The sequence below is a fragment of the Nocardia sp. NPDC005998 genome, from assembly GCF_040614395.1.
Lineage (GTDB): Bacteria > Actinomycetota > Actinomycetes > Mycobacteriales > Mycobacteriaceae > Nocardia.
This window is the reverse complement of sequence record NZ_JBEXUI010000033.1, coordinates 40,569-53,767: the sequence shown is the minus strand read 5'-3', so window position 1 is coordinate 53,767 and position 13,199 is coordinate 40,569. Positions and strand designations below refer to the sequence as shown.

16 protein-coding genes are annotated in these 13,199 nt (G+C 64.9%); 9 read left to right on the top strand and 7 right to left on the bottom strand.

Annotated elements, in window-relative coordinates:
- Positions 1–143: 143 nt before the first annotated feature.
- Positions 144–935: a GTP-binding protein gene (locus ABZ293_RS31955; protein ID WP_355186741.1), complete on the top strand. Its 792-nt coding sequence runs from the start codon at positions 144–146 to the stop codon at positions 933–935.
- Here the strand turns inward: ABZ293_RS31955 and ABZ293_RS31950 are convergent.
- Both ABZ293_RS31950 and ABZ293_RS31945 read right to left on the bottom strand, forming a co-directional pair.
- Entirely contained in the window at positions 929–1,090 is a 162-nt protein-coding gene (locus ABZ293_RS31950; RefSeq protein ID WP_355186739.1) for a hypothetical protein, read from the bottom strand. The genes ABZ293_RS31955 and ABZ293_RS31950 overlap by 7 nt on opposite strands.
- A 272-nt stretch (positions 1,091–1,362) precedes the next feature.
- Positions 1,363–1,917 carry a choice-of-anchor K domain-containing protein gene (locus tag ABZ293_RS31945; protein ID WP_355186737.1) on the bottom strand — a complete coding sequence of 185 codons (555 nt, stop codon included), beginning with the start codon at positions 1,915–1,917 and terminating at the stop codon, positions 1,363–1,365.
- A 446-nt stretch (positions 1,918–2,363) separates the two neighbouring features.
- Between ABZ293_RS31945 and ABZ293_RS31940 the strand changes: the two genes are divergently transcribed.
- Complete coding sequence (locus ABZ293_RS31940; protein ID WP_355186735.1) at positions 2,364–3,398, top strand: hypothetical protein; 1,035 nt, start codon at positions 2,364–2,366, stop codon at positions 3,396–3,398.
- On the opposite strand, the gene ABZ293_RS31935 is transcribed toward ABZ293_RS31940, so the two are convergent.
- Entirely contained in the window at positions 3,395–4,093 is a 699-nt protein-coding gene (locus tag ABZ293_RS31935) for a TetR/AcrR family transcriptional regulator (RefSeq protein ID WP_355186733.1), read from the bottom strand. The genes ABZ293_RS31940 and ABZ293_RS31935 overlap by 4 nt on opposite strands.
- A gap of 159 nt (positions 4,094–4,252) precedes the next feature.
- Here ABZ293_RS31935 and ABZ293_RS31930 point away from each other — a divergent pair, with 159 nt between their 5' ends.
- Positions 4,253–5,044, top strand: coding sequence for an SDR family NAD(P)-dependent oxidoreductase (locus ABZ293_RS31930; protein ID WP_355186731.1), 792 nt, complete (start codon positions 4,253–4,255; stop codon positions 5,042–5,044).
- A 1-nt stretch (position 5,045) separates the two neighbouring features.
- On the top strand, positions 5,046–5,792 hold the full coding sequence (locus tag ABZ293_RS31925; RefSeq protein ID WP_355186729.1) for an HD domain-containing protein: 747 nt from the start codon (positions 5,046–5,048) through the stop codon (positions 5,790–5,792).
- 94 nt (positions 5,793–5,886) lie between these two features.
- On the opposite strand, the gene ABZ293_RS31920 is transcribed toward ABZ293_RS31925, so the two are convergent.
- From ABZ293_RS31920 to ABZ293_RS31910, 3 genes are read right to left on the bottom strand one after another with little or no spacing between them, the layout of a single operon-like run.
- Positions 5,887–7,098, bottom strand: coding sequence for an alpha/beta hydrolase (locus ABZ293_RS31920; protein WP_355186727.1), 1,212 nt, complete (start codon positions 7,096–7,098; stop codon positions 5,887–5,889).
- Positions 7,098–7,919, bottom strand: coding sequence for an NmrA family NAD(P)-binding protein (locus ABZ293_RS31915; protein WP_355186725.1), 822 nt, complete (start codon positions 7,917–7,919; stop codon positions 7,098–7,100). Before ABZ293_RS31915 ends, ABZ293_RS31920 begins: the two co-directional genes overlap by 1 nt.
- On the bottom strand, positions 7,912–8,349 hold the full coding sequence (locus ABZ293_RS31910) for a nuclear transport factor 2 family protein (protein ID WP_355186723.1): 438 nt from the start codon (positions 8,347–8,349) through the stop codon (positions 7,912–7,914). Before ABZ293_RS31910 ends, ABZ293_RS31915 begins: the two co-directional genes overlap by 8 nt.
- 91 nt (positions 8,350–8,440) lie before the next feature.
- On the opposite strand from ABZ293_RS31910, the gene ABZ293_RS31905 reads away from it, so the two are divergent.
- Complete coding sequence (locus ABZ293_RS31905; RefSeq protein WP_355186721.1) at positions 8,441–9,040, top strand: TetR/AcrR family transcriptional regulator; 600 nt, start codon at positions 8,441–8,443, stop codon at positions 9,038–9,040.
- Positions 9,041–9,079: 39 nt separating this feature from the next.
- Here the strand turns inward: ABZ293_RS31905 and ABZ293_RS31900 are convergent, their stop codons facing one another.
- Positions 9,080–9,655 carry a TetR/AcrR family transcriptional regulator gene (locus tag ABZ293_RS31900; RefSeq protein ID WP_355186719.1) on the bottom strand — a complete coding sequence of 192 codons (576 nt, stop codon included), beginning with the start codon at positions 9,653–9,655 and terminating at the stop codon, positions 9,080–9,082.
- 144 nt (positions 9,656–9,799) lie between these two features.
- Here ABZ293_RS31900 and ABZ293_RS31895 point away from each other — a divergent pair, with 144 nt between their 5' ends.
- The 4 genes from ABZ293_RS31895 to ABZ293_RS31880 all read left to right on the top strand — a co-directional run bounded on the left by ABZ293_RS31895 (position 9,800) and on the right by ABZ293_RS31880 (position 13,131).
- Positions 9,800–10,528: a DUF2306 domain-containing protein gene (locus ABZ293_RS31895; RefSeq protein ID WP_355186717.1), complete on the top strand. Its 729-nt coding sequence runs from the start codon at positions 9,800–9,802 to the stop codon at positions 10,526–10,528.
- Positions 10,529–10,830: 302 nt separating this feature from the next.
- A complete protein-coding gene (locus tag ABZ293_RS31890) occupies positions 10,831–11,490 on the top strand; it encodes a TetR/AcrR family transcriptional regulator (protein ID WP_355186715.1) in 660 nt (219 codons plus the stop codon).
- 217 nt (positions 11,491–11,707) lie between these two features.
- Positions 11,708–12,262: an MFS transporter gene (locus ABZ293_RS31885; protein ID WP_355186713.1), complete on the top strand. Its 555-nt coding sequence runs from the start codon at positions 11,708–11,710 to the stop codon at positions 12,260–12,262.
- Positions 12,263–12,264: 2 nt separating this feature from the next.
- Positions 12,265–13,131 (top strand): SGNH/GDSL hydrolase family protein, encoded by an 867-nt coding sequence (locus ABZ293_RS31880; protein ID WP_355186711.1) that lies wholly within the window; start codon positions 12,265–12,267, stop codon positions 13,129–13,131.
- The last annotated feature ends 68 nt before the right edge of the window (positions 13,132–13,199 follow it).

Here is a 13,199-nt window from a genome sequence, read left to right as displayed (position 1 = left end):
TTCTTTCTGCACAGCCCGACGGTATAGGAACACGTTCTACTTTGGGGCCGAATTCCGCTCCAGCAATCCGCGGGCGGAGGTACGGTGAGTCCGGATCGAGGACGTCCCGACACCCTCGAGTCGATCTGGAGTACCACAACGCGATGGGCGCCAAAGCCATTGATCCACAGACAATCCGCAACGTCACCATCATCGGCGACCCCGATGAGACGACCCGACTGGCCCACCTGCTCCGCCGCCGCTCCGGCCAGCGCGGCTCCGGCACCCGGGCCACCGTCGATTGGACGACGGGCCGCGTCGAGCACACGATTCGTATCGCCGAGCTGACGAGCCACGCGCCCATTGCGGACCTGGAGCGGTCCATCCGCGTAGCCGACGGTGTGATAGCGGTCGTGAACGCCGCCGCCAACCCCACCCCGCGCCTCCAGACGATGTTCCGGGTCGCCGACGACTACCAGGTCGCCCGCCTGTGCCTGATCTACGGACTCGACCACCCCGCCGCCGATTTCGACCGCTGCGTCCGCACGATCGCCGATACCCGCGGCGCGGTCCCACTGACACTGCAGATCCCCATCGGCGCCGACCGCACGTTCGAAGGCGTCATCGACCTGCTCCCGCTGTGGGCACTCGAACCGCTGGCCGCCGAACTGTACGGCAGCCATTGGGAAGTCGCCGAGCGGTGGTACGGCACCCTCGTGAAAACGCTCACGGAACTAGCCCCCTCGGATCCGAACTGCTCCCCCGTGCTGGGCGACATCCCGCTCGACCAGGTGCATCACCGCATCCGCTACCTGACCCGCATCGGTGAGGTCGTACCCGTCCTATGCGGTGCAGCGCCCACGAGCGATGCCATCACCACGCTCCTGGACGCCATCGCCCGCTATCTGCCCTCCCCCATGGATGTCTGCCAACCGGAACACGCCCTCGACTATTGAGGCACGCTGCTCCGGAGTGTGCAGGGCTGCCGCTTGACCGTGTGCACGAAGCTGCTGACGAGGTAGTTGGATTCGCCGACCCGCAGATTCGGAACACCGAGCAGCAGTTCCTTGAAGATGGTGCGCAGTTGGGCCTTCGCCAGCATGTTGCCCATGCAGTAGTGCGGCCGCCTCCGCCGAAGGCCAAGTGTGGGTTGAACTCCCGGCTCGAGTCGAAGGCATTGGGATGCTCGAAGACCGAGCCGCACGCAGCCTCATGACAGCTGCTCTCGAGGCCGACGCCCCATAGCTAGTCCGGCCCTGAGGCGGGATGCACTGTCAGTTCCAGGTCGAGGCCGTGCACCCCGCCATCAACGACGGAGGCTGGACCAGTTGTCCACGCACCGCGCGAATATGACTACAGCGAAGGCTATTTCGCTGCCGCAGTTCAGGAGCCCGGATCAGTCGTCGGCTCGAACCGGGCAACGAGCCAGACTCTTTTGATTCCCCCCTCGGGGTTTTCGAACTGCGACCTCACCTGCCCCTTGTCATCCAAGAAACCGCTGATCGTCACCTTGTATTCGACATCATCGACATACACGATGTCGTTCTCGTGAACTATCGGCAGTTTGACCACATCGGCCACGTCCCCAGGCTGGTTGGGCGTCTCGTCATGGCGGAAACGGAGGGTGAACGTGTGGTCGAACCCCTCGTCCTGGAAATCCACAGTAACCTTCAGGAACACCGAGAACTGACTGTGTTTCAGGTGAACTCGGCGGTTGTAGTGCGCGAAGATGCCCAGATTGAAATCCCGACCGTCGAGGCGCGCGTCGACGTCAGTGAGGCCCGTGAAGTCATAACCGCTCTTCTCTTCGTCCCCGCCCCACCTGATGCTGGATCTGATGCCCGTGCTCGATCTGGTGCCGGGCTGCCTCAGACCTTCGAACTGCGACTCCTCTACGCTGACGCGCGTCCAAACGCCCCTGGTGTCAACTTTCCCCATGACAGATGTACCCCCTTGTTCTGGACTGACCGAACGAACTGCCTATCTATCGCGAGACTCCATCATCCCCTCCGCATCGGCGTTCTGTCATCGAAATCGATTGCGCGCCAAACGACTCCGGTCACGGCACCACATAGCCGAATCCGCTCATAACTGCCTGATCCTGTTGCGCGAGAAAGGCCTCGACCTGCGAACCCGCCGGGCTGGGGCGGTATCGCATGAAGTTTCGGATCGAGCATTGATCCTCGGGGAGCCGCATGAAAGTATTGGTCTGACCATTTGACCACCTGTCCATCCGGTCTCGGTGGCGAGTAGTCGGCGTTCCAGAGATCCGGGTGGAATGACATGAGAGTTGACCGACATGGATTCAGGCCTGGCGAAAACCGTTGCTGTCGCTGGCCGCCGCGCGGATGTTCGCGCACTTCTCCAAGAACTAGGAATCTCCCATGCAGACAACCTTCACATTGAACGACCCGATTGCTGTGCCGGGGACCGACCAGGTCGAGTCGTGGTTCTTTCGCGCCAACTCGCCGACCACGCCGCGCGCGATCTGGATCAAAGCCACCTTCCTGACCTCGGCCACTGGACGTAATCTCGCCCAGGCGTGGGTGTCGGTGTTCGACCGCGACACCACCACCGCGATCTGGCGGACCGTCGACTACGGCGACGCGAAAGCGATCTCTGCCGACGGTGACCAGCGGGTCACCATCGGCGAAACCTCCTTCGCCTTTGGCGGTGCGGGTGGTGCGCTGCGCGGACACCTGGACCGGGACGGGCGGGATATTCGCTGGGACATCAGTTTCTCTCGCGACGAAAAGGAACTGGCCGACCCCTTGGTCCTGATCGGGACCGCGGCGAAGGTACGCCACTCGCGATTCCCTGCCAACAAGGTCGTGTCCCCCTTTCCGGTCGTGCACTGCCGCGGGACCGTGACCCTCGGTAGTGAGGTGTGGGCGCTGGACGGATGGACCGGGATGCAGGGTCACAACTGGGGTCCCGCGCACAGCCGACAGTACGTCTGGGGCCAGGCCGTATTTTCCGATCGAGCTGGCCGGCAACCGTTCGCGTATGTCGAGGCCGCCAGCGCGCGCTTGGCCATCGGCAACCGCATGAGTCCCTATTTCTCGGTCATGACCGTCCGGCGCGGTGATGAGATCTACCGCTTCGACCGGCTGTTCGACCTGCACCGCCAGCACGTGGACGCATCCTTCCCCCGTTGGGAGCTGCGCATGCGTGGTGCCGCGGGAACGGCGGTGCTGACGATGGAGGCAGGACCCGAGCAGTTCGTGATCCTGCCCTACCAGAACCCCGCCGCCCCGACCCGCTATTGCCTCAACACCAAACTCGCCCAGGTGGAATTGCGGATCGAACCGCATATCGGCGACGGCTTCGTCTTGCGCAGCGCCCACGAAGGGGCGCTGGAGTTCCTCGTGGACGATCCACGGCCACTGCTGCCCGCCGTTTCCATTCCACTCGACTAGGAGCCACCACCATGCCAACCGCCGATCGGCACGGCTCCGTCTCCCAACTCGGCGTTGTGGGAAGCCCTGGGCGCATGATCGGCGGGAGCGTGGTCGCGGCGTGACCCATCTTCGATGGCGGATGAGAATTCGCGATCCCCGACGACGCGCGAATCGGTCTGCTCCAGCGTCCCCGATGGGGTGGTCGGCTTGATGGTCGTCCAACAGTGGTCCTCGACCGGGATACCCAGGGCGACAAGGACATTGATCAGCATACCGAGGCCGAAGACCTGGGTGACCTCTTCGTCGGAGGCACCGGTACGTCGGCGGACGAGGTCCCACAGGTCGAGCCAGAGCGGCTGCACGGACTCGCGGATCTCTGCGGAGTCGACAGCCGCGACGTAGACCTGCATCTGCATGAGCAGAAAATCGCGATCGGCGACCAGGCCGCGCCAGGCCTGTTCCACACCGTCGATCGCGGCGTCGCCGGTCCGGTCTCGGGTAGCCGTGTCGATGGCCTGACGGATGGTGGCGAAGCAGTGTGCAGCGGCCGCCTGGAACAGTGCCTTCTTATCAGGGTAGAGCTGGAACAGATATGGCTGGGAGACACCGGCGCGACGGGCGATCGACGCGGTCGAGGTGCCATTGAGCCCGCCCTTGGCGAACTCGGCGATCGCGGCCTGCACGACGATCTCCCGACGTGCGTCTGCACTCATCCGCTGTCTTTTGCACATCTGGCCATCGTATTGCCCCGCCCGACGTCATACGAGTGATCAGTCGCTAAGTTCACAGGACAGTGGTAACTTATCGACCAATCGCTAGTTTATGGAGTGTCTGTCGAACTCCGCGACACAATGTCAACCGGGAGGATCCCCATGAACCTGCACGGAGCCCATGTTCTGCTGACTGGTGCCACGGGTGGCATCGGGGCCGCCATCGCGAGGGAACTCGGCGCCCGCGGCGCGAATCTGATACTGACCGGCCGCCGCGCCGAGGTCCTGGCGGAGTTGGCCGCAACCGTGGGCGGCCGGACGATCGCCGCCGACCTGGCCGAACCAGACGCTGCACAACACCTGCTCGACCAGGCAGGCCGGGTCGATATCGTGGTCGCCAACGCCGCGCTGCCCGCGACCGGCGCGGTGCCCGACCTATCGATCGCCGATATCGACACCATGCTCGACGTCAATCTCCGCGCCCCGATCGTGCTGGCGAGGCTGGCCGCCGAACAGATGATCAGCAGGAAGCAAGGGCATCTGGTCTTCATCTCCTCACTGCTGGGTAAAACCGCGTCACCGGACGCCGCTCTCTACAACGCGACCAAGTTCGGGCTGCGCGGCTTCGGCCTGGCGCTGCGGGCGGACCTTCGGCCGTACGGAGTAGGCGTGACCACCATCTTTCCCGGGTTCATCCGAGATGCCGGAATGTTCGCCAAGACCGGGATCACCCTGCCACGCGGGATCGGTACCCGCGCACCAGAAGACGTCGCCGGGGCGGTGGCCCGCGCCGTCGAACACAACCCCGCGGAGATCGACGTCGCCCCGCTTCCATTGCGGATCGGAACGATGATCGCGAACATCGCCCCGTCGTTCGCCGCGAACGTGCAGCGCCGAACCGGCAACGACAAGCTCTCCGCGGAGATGGCTGTCAGTCAGCGGACCATCCGCTGAAATGACCATGCGTCCAGACCCGGAACGATTGGGCGGACTGGCCTGGGGACGTCGCACGGGTGGAGCGCTGAGTCCCGCCGAGCGGCGGCTGCTGCGCGCGCAGGCTGCCCGTGAGTTCGCGGCATTCCTGGCCGGTAGCGTCAGGACGATCATCGGTCGGGTTCCGGCCGCCGCCCGTGGTATCGATGTCGCGACCTTCCAGCCACCCGACTCGGCACTGACAAGACAGACCGAGGAGGCGGCGGCCGAACTCTCACCTGCACTGTTGGCGCACTCCTACCGGACCTGGCTCTACGGGTCGGCGCTGGCGGCCGTCGACGGCGCGGCACTAGATCCCGAGTTGTTCTATTGCACAGCACTGCTGCACGACTACGGCATCACCGCCTCCGGACCCGGCCGGGATTTCACCCTGGCCAGTGCGGACAAGGTGATGCAGGTCTGCGCCGCAGCGGGACGGACCACCGTGGAAGGTGAACTACTCGCCGATGCGGTCTGCGCACACACCACAGCAGGTGTCACGCTCGCCAAGGACGGCCCGCTCACCGCGTACACGCAATGGGGCGCACTCTCCGACGCCTTCGCGCTCCGAGCCTGGGACATCACCCCGGGAAACCGGCGCTACATCCGGCGCGCCCACCCGCGCGGCGAGTTCAACCGCGAGTTGCTCGTCGTGCTGCGTCGCGAGCTGAAAAACATGCCCAACGGCCGATTTCCAGCCCTGTTCGTCCCCGCATTCTTCCAACGCTGAACCGGTATGGCCGCTATCGACCGCACCATCGCAAGCTCCCCCGGATCAGGCTCCGTGTCAACGCCGCTCGAAGCAGCAGGTCGGTGCGTGGTTCCTACGAGATTGTTTCGTCGAGCCAGTCGAAAATCCTTGCCACCGCAAGTCTTTGCGCGCCGCTGTGGCAGTGCGCGTCCGCTCCCTCCTCCTCGGTAAAGGTCAGCAGTGCCTTCGGTGCGGTCAGCCGACTGTGCAGCCTGCGCGGTTCGGCTTCGCGCACGCCGGTGCCCGCGAAATACATGTCGTCGGCCGCTTCACATACCAGCACCGGACAGGTGATCTGTTCGGCTACACCATCTTTCAGGTTGTAGTCGAGGTACGCGGCCAGGAATTCGCGATCGGTGCGAGCGCCCATAACGTACCTGCCGTGGTCGCAGGCCCAACGCATGGTCGGGTTGGCCGCCCGCGCCGCGGCGATCAACGCGTCGAGCTCCGGGTCGTGCTCTGCGCGCACCCGGTCCGGGAGTTCATCGGCTGCGATCGGCAGGAATTGGGCCAGGGCCGTGCTCGCGTCATAGACGCCGTCGACGGCGACGACCGCGGCCAAGCGTGGCTCGAATGCGGCCGCGCGCGGCGCGAGCATGCCACCGAGGCTGACGCCGAGCAGCGCGATCCGTGCCGGATCGACACCGGGGACCTTGCTCAGATAATCGAGCACTGGGCCGACCACATGCTCCCAGTCCGGCCGGAATATCAGCTTCTCACGATGGATCGCGCTCGGCTGTCCCGGGCCGTCGAAGGTGAGTATGTGATAGCCGCGTTCCTGCCCGGCCGGCGCACCGAGGAAGTGCAATTCCTCGCAGCTGCCGTCGAACCCGTTGTGCATCCCCACGGTCGGCTTGGGGCCCGGCCCCGGCGCTCGATATAGATAGCCGTGTAGAACTGTTCCCTCGTAAGGGATTTCGATCGGCTCGATATCCCGCATTCGCATGATGGCGGCGCGGAAGCACTCGACGCTACGCGCGTCGGCGTAGCCGATACGCGGGTCGTCGGGGTTGCCGTGCAGGAAGAATTCGGCCGCACGGTAGTAGGTTGAGGCGCGCAGGAACCCGTCGCGTGCGCTGATCGGCGGTGCCGCAGCGGCTTCGGTGGCGATCCGCTCGGCGGTGTGCAGCCAGTTGTCATGCCAGCTGTCGTAGTCGCCCGCCGTGATCCGAGATGCTGTGGCTACCACCTCGCCGAAATCCGAGCCGCCGTAGCTCGCGTGGCCGAACAGTCGCATTGTCTCGAACCAGAATTGGACGTCATCATGAAACATCAACTGCCGCATTACAGCTCCTTGTCGATAAACTCACCGAAACTGCGCGGCGCGCGGCCGGTGACCCGTAGCACGGTGTCGGTAACGTGGTCCTGCGTGCCCGCGCGGATGTCGTCGTCGAGAGCGGCAAGCATGGCGGCGAAATCCTCGGGGATGCCGTAGGCGACCAAGCGTGCGGCCAGCTCATCCGGCGTAATAGTCTGGTGCGTAACGGATTTCCCGGTCCGAGCGGCGATAATCGCGGCGGCCTCGGCGTAGCTGAGCGCCTGCGGTCCGGTGAGGATGTGTTCGGTGTTGTGTGCGATGGGGTCGATCAACGCATGCCCGCCGACGGCGGCGATGTCATCGGCATCAATAAACGCGACCCGGCCCGTTCCGGTCGCCGTAACGATCTCCCCGGCGCGAACATCCCGGGCCAGCGGTAGCTCGCCCGTGAAGTTCTGCATGAACCACGACGGCCGCAGCACCGCCCATTCGGGCATGGTTGTCCGCACGAGTCGATACAGCGCTCCCATACCGTGGTCGGCTTCCTGGATAGCGGAGGAGCCGAGTACGACAGCGCGTCGCACACCGCGCCGGACAGCCTCGTCGAGGAACGGTCGTACCAGGGGCGCCGGGTCGGCAACGCCGATCGGGGCGATCAGGTAGACGGCCGAAACTCCCTCGAGCGCTGGTGCGTGCGTTTCGGAATCGGCCCAGTCGAAGCGCACCTGCGCGGCATCCGGTCCTGGGGTACGCGTGGCTTCGCGCACCCCGATGCCGCGCTCGCGCAGGAAGGTGCTGATCCGGGTGCCGGTTGTCCCGGTCGCACCGATAACCAGAATCTCATTCATCGGTGCCGCCGGCGAACGCGGTCACCAGATGGTCTGTGCCACCGAGCGTCTCGGCTGCGGCATGCGGGCTCCAATAGTCGCGATAGAGCTGTATTGCGTTGTCGCGAACGGTGATCACGGCGATGTAGCGCATCTGGTAGGGCGCATCGGTGGCGACGATGCGGCCCGCCGCCGCGAACTCGACGATGACGACCTCCGGATCGACGCTGCGGTGGAGGGACTTCTCGGTGATCTCGCGCATATCCACGATGTCGGGGTAACCGCGCATGTATTCCTCGATCGCCGCGCGCCCGTCCAGTCGCGTCGGATAGCCAGGTGGCGCGAACGGGAATTCCAGCACACCCGACTCGGCCCAGAGTCCGGCAAAGCCGGCCATGTCCTTGGCGAGGAGCAGTGCGAGTGCGCGGTCGACGAGTTCACTGGGGGTCATTAAGGCTCCTAACGTTAGGACGAGACGGTCCCGTCCCGTCATGAGTTTACGCGAGACGATACCGTCCCGTCCACCCGCTACACTCACCCGTATGACACGTCGCACGCCCACTGGCGCAGCCGTGCTGCAGCCCGAGACCACCAAGTCGATTACCGAGGCCGTCCTCGACGAGCTTGCCGAACAGGGCTACGGCCGACTGTCCATGGAGGCCGTCGCCAAGCGGGCCGGCGTCGGCAAGAGCGCGCTCTACCGTCGCTGGCCGTCCAAGCAGGACATGGTGATCGCCGTCGTCTCCGAGTTCAGCGTGCCGCGAGCCATCGATCCGGACACCGGATCACTGCGCGGCGACCTCCGGGAAACCCTCGACGCGCTGCTGGAATGGCTCAACCACCCGCGCTTTTCCCGCATATTGCCCGACCTGGCCGCCGAGATGGCGCGCAACCCCGAACTCGGCGCGGTCGTCGAGACCATGATCGGCATCCCGCGGCGCACGCGCGGCGCAGAAATCCTCCAACGTGCCATCGCGCGCGGCGAACTGCCCGCCGACCTGGACCTCGAACTCGCACTCGACGTCATCGCCGCCCCCATCTATTGGCGCCTGTCCGTCCGCCGCGGCCACCTCGAACCCGGCTACCTCGATTCCCTCACCGGCCTGCTCTTGCGCGCACTCGGCGCGACATCGGACACCTGACGCCGTAGCAGCCGACCTCCTGTTGTGCGTTCGATGACGCTAGAGCCCGAGCAATGCCGAAAGGGTTTCGGCCGCAAGGTCTTCCGCTGGCACATCGAAGCCGAACCGTTCATATGGTCGCCGGTGACTCAGGACGGAGAGACCATGCAGGGTCGACCAGATCGATCGGGCCATGAGTTCGGGCGAGGGCCGAGTGGAGATGACGCCGGATTGCTGAGCCTCGGCAACGGTATTCAGGAGTATCTCGAAGGATTCCAGGCCCACCGGGTCCGAGCCCGGACGGCTGCGGAACATTGTCGCGAACAGGTCGGGATGTTCGCGCGCGAAACGTACGTAGGCCCCACCCAGGCTCAGCAGTCGCGCGCCGACCTCGGGTACAGCGGCGACCACCTGCTCGAGGTCTCGCCGCAGCGTTTCATAGCCTTGCTCCGCCACTGCGGCGAGCAGTTCTTCCTTACCGGCAAAGTGCCGATAGGGCGCGGCGGTGCTCACCCCTGCTCGGCGGGCAACTTCGTTGAGGCTGAAGTGCTCGTGCCCCTGCTCGGCGAGAATCTCCCTGGCGCCGTCGATCAGCGCCTGCCGGAGTGCGCCGTGATGGTAGGTCGTGCGTACCACGTTGCTCCGTCCGCTCTTGCCGGCGCGCGACACCACCGGCGAATGCGATGCCCGACGCGGCCGAAAACTCTATGTAAGTAATTCTAACATTCTGCTATGTTAGAACTACTTACATTCGGGGGCACCGAAACATCAGGAGCGTCAATGGTTTCCACCGAACCTCGCATCCACGACCAACAGCGCCCACGCCAGCGGCGCGCGCGCTGGAGCTGGGCCTGGATCACCCTGTCCTCGCTGGCGATCGCCGGATACTTCGTCGGCCAATACGCCCAAGGCACCCTCGATTACCTCGCACACCGAGAAGTAGGGCTCGCAGCCAACTACGGCTTCCGGGCGTGGCCGATCCAGGTGGCCTTCTACCTGCACATCATCTTTGCCGGAATCGCACTGGCGTTGGGTCCATGGCAGTTCGCCACACGGCTGCGCACTCGACAGCCCAGAATCCACCGCGCCATCGGGCGGGCCTACCTGATCAGCATCGCGGTCGGTTCGACTGCGGCACTGGTGATGTCGATGTTCAGTTCGGCGGGACTGAACGGCTTCTTCGGCTTCGGCTCACTGGCCCTGTTATGGGCTTGGACTTCGTGGCGCGGCTACCGCGCCGTCCGGCAGCGCGACTTCGCCGACCACCAGGCGTGGATGATCCGCAGCTTCGCGCTCACCTACGCGGCGGTCACTCTGCGGTCATGGTTCGGCGTGCTGATCTTCGCCCAGATTCCATTCGTGCACGGCGACGACCCGTTCGCCACGATCCTGCGCGAAGCCTACGCACCGCTGCCATTTCTGTGCTGGCTGCCCAACATCATTATCGCCGAACTCATTATCCGCCGCCGCGGCCTACCCGGGCTGCGCATCACCCCGACCGCGCCATAAGGACCCATGCGACGTCGCGTCAGATCGACCAAACCATCACCGCTACCGGGCTCGGTGTGTGTTCTGTTGCCGGACAACAGCATTCAGGCCGGAGATGCCCTCTCCGGCGAGCCCGTGTCGCGCACTCCCGCACCCTGCGCCGCCAGGTGTGACCAACACGGACACCATTGCATGGGCGATGTCGCCCTCGACGCTGCGAACCGATTGCATAGCCACTGGCGGCTACCAATCGGTTGGTAGCCTGGCCGAAGATGGCGGTGTGCTACGGCCAATGGAGGCCGAGGATCGGACGAGGAGGCCGGATGAGCGAAATGATATGGGAACCTCGGCGTGTCGCGGCGGTCCGAGCCGACCTGCCGCCCGGTGTGACACCGTCGGGGACCCGAGGGCGAATCCTGGAAGCCTCCCTGGAGTTGTTCGCCGAGCACGGATACGCGGGCACCTCGATCCGTGACATCGGCAAACGGGTCGGCATCAACTCCGCGACGTTGTACGCGCACTACACGTCCAAGGAAAACGTACTGACCGAGTTGATTCAACTGGGCCATCAGGAGCTGTACACCCGGCTTGCGACCGCGGCCGCCGCTGCCACCGAACCACCCGAGCGCCTTGCCGCGCTGGTGCGCGCGCACGTCCTCGCCCACGCCGAATATCCACTGTTGACCGTGGTGGCCAACACCGAGCTGCACGCGGTTCCTGCCGACCTCATCGACGGCGCCCTGAAACTTCGCGCAGCCTGCCGAACCATGCTGCTGGACACACTCCGCGCCGGCATCGAGGCACATGTCTTCGATATCGCCGATCCGATTCTCACCGCACTGGCCATCAGCTCGATGGGCATGCGCGTCGGCCAATGGTTCGGCCCGGACCAGCCGTACACAGCCGAAGCCGTCGCCGACGAGTATGCCCGGCTCGCGCTGCGCATCGCCGGGGCCGACACCCGCGACGCCGAGCGGAAATGACCTCCGAACCGCAGGCGGTGCCACCCCGAGGTGGTTCCGGCTGCGGATAGCCGTCGAATTCCGTCGATCGACGAGGCATGGGCGAGGCCCCACCAAATCCAACCAATCGATTGGTTGACATCGGCGATGCAGGCGCGCGAAGATGTCGGAACCCTCCCAACCGATCGATCGGTTGGGAGGGTTCCGCTTTGTTTTGAATCAAGAAGGTGACACCTCCGTGTCCGACACCGTTATCCCAGAGGTTTCGTCCACCACCGACAGGCCTGTCGGTCTCACCCGCGTAATCGTCGCCAGTCTGATCGGCACAACGATCGAGTGGTACGACTTCTTTCTCTACAGTCTCGCGTCGGCGACGCTATTCGCCGCATTGTTCTTCCCACAGACCGATCCGCTCACCGGTACTTCGCTTTCCTTTCTCACCTACGCGATCGGATTCGCCGCCCGCCCGATCGGCGCCCTCGTCTTCGGCCACTTCGGCGATCGGATCGGTCGCAAGCAGCTGCTCATCATCAGCCTGCTCATGATGGGCGCCGCCACCGTACTGATCGGCTGCCTGCCCACCTACAGTTCCATCGGCATCGCCGCGCCCCTCCTGCTGATCATCGCGGTCGCGCTGCTCGAGGCTTATCACCACGCCACCCCGATTTCGCTCTACCTCAGCGTGGCCGCCGTCGTCACCGTCGCCACACTGCTCGTCGCCACGGAAACCCGAGGACGAGACCTGGCCGTCGTCGCACCCACCTCGGCATCGCCGGAGAGAAAAGGAATGTAACCATGAAAGTGAACAGCGCCGTTCTCGCAAGACTGTTGGCAGTTGTCGCGCTGCCCGCCACGCTGGTTCCGGCATTGACAGGCGCCGCGGCGTCGACGCCGATGATTCGGTATGTGGCCCTTGGCGATTCCGCCGCCGCCGGCCCGCTGCTGCCGAATCAGGACACCACCAGCCCCGGCTGTCTTCGCTCGCATCTGAACTATCCGTCGGTATTGGCCGCGAAACTCGGCGCGACACTCACCGATGTCACCTGCAGTTCTGCCAAGTCGCAAAACGTCACCACCACCACACAATCCACGCTCGCCGGATCGGTGCCACCCCAGGTGGACAGTCTCGACGCCGGAGTGGACCTGGTCACCCTGACGATCGGATTGAACGACCTCAACCTGTTCACCACGGCTCTGGCCTGTGTCAATCCGCTGCCCGAGCCCACGGGCAAATCCTGCCGGGACAAGTACGTCACCAATGGTGTCGACACCATGCGCAACGCCATCGACGACTGGGCGCCGACATGGGGGCGCGTGCTGGACACCGTCCGCGCTCGCGCACCGCGGGCGCACATCGCGGTCATCGGCTACGGAACCTATTTCCGTCCCGGCGGATGTGCATCCCAACCCCTCTGGCCTGGTGACGCCGACTACCTGGGCAGCGTGGTCGCGACCCAGAACGCCGCGTTGGCCGCCGAAACCCAGCGCCGCGGCGACCAATTCATCGATATCGCAACGGTCAGCGTCGGCCACGACGTGTGCGCGCCATCGGACCAGGCCTACTACACCGGCCTGATCCCAAACGCGATCGCTGTCCCGCTGCATCCGACCACGCTCGGCATGCAGTCGATCGGCGAATACGCGGCCCAGCAGTTGCAATAACCTTCGTCCCGCGCGGTGCGCAGTCCGAGGCCCCCGCGCGGTCGAAGTCGTCCTGGTTGGCCGCGGCG

Excerpts from the sequence above, each read along its gene's own strand:
- ABZ293_RS31955 (WP_355186741.1), top strand. The coding sequence starts at position 144 with ATGGGCGCCAAAGCCATTGATCCACAGACAATCCGCAACGTCACCATC.
- ABZ293_RS31950 (WP_355186739.1), bottom strand. The coding sequence starts at position 1,090 with ATGGGCAACATGCTGGCGAAGGCCCAACTGCGCACCATCTTCAAGGAA.
- ABZ293_RS31945 (WP_355186737.1), bottom strand. The coding sequence starts at position 1,917 with ATGGGGAAAGTTGACACCAGGGGCGTTTGGACGCGCGTCAGCGTAGAG.
- ABZ293_RS31940 (WP_355186735.1), top strand. The coding sequence starts at position 2,364 with ATGCAGACAACCTTCACATTGAACGACCCGATTGCTGTGCCGGGGACC.
- ABZ293_RS31935 (WP_355186733.1), bottom strand. The coding sequence starts at position 4,093 with ATGAGTGCAGACGCACGTCGGGAGATCGTCGTGCAGGCCGCGATCGCC.
- ABZ293_RS31930 (WP_355186731.1), top strand. The coding sequence starts at position 4,253 with ATGAACCTGCACGGAGCCCATGTTCTGCTGACTGGTGCCACGGGTGGC.
- ABZ293_RS31925 (WP_355186729.1), top strand. The coding sequence starts at position 5,046 with ATGACCATGCGTCCAGACCCGGAACGATTGGGCGGACTGGCCTGGGGA.
- ABZ293_RS31920 (WP_355186727.1), bottom strand. The coding sequence starts at position 7,098 with ATGCGGCAGTTGATGTTTCATGATGACGTCCAATTCTGGTTCGAGACA.
- ABZ293_RS31915 (WP_355186725.1), bottom strand. The coding sequence starts at position 7,919 with ATGAATGAGATTCTGGTTATCGGTGCGACCGGGACAACCGGCACCCGG.
- ABZ293_RS31910 (WP_355186723.1), bottom strand. The coding sequence starts at position 8,349 with ATGACCCCCAGTGAACTCGTCGACCGCGCACTCGCACTGCTCCTCGCC.
- ABZ293_RS31905 (WP_355186721.1), top strand. The coding sequence starts at position 8,441 with ATGACACGTCGCACGCCCACTGGCGCAGCCGTGCTGCAGCCCGAGACC.
- ABZ293_RS31895 (WP_355186717.1), top strand. The coding sequence starts at position 9,800 with ATGGTTTCCACCGAACCTCGCATCCACGACCAACAGCGCCCACGCCAG.
- ABZ293_RS31890 (WP_355186715.1), top strand. The coding sequence starts at position 10,831 with ATGAGCGAAATGATATGGGAACCTCGGCGTGTCGCGGCGGTCCGAGCC.
- ABZ293_RS31880 (WP_355186711.1), top strand. The coding sequence starts at position 12,265 with ATGAAAGTGAACAGCGCCGTTCTCGCAAGACTGTTGGCAGTTGTCGCG.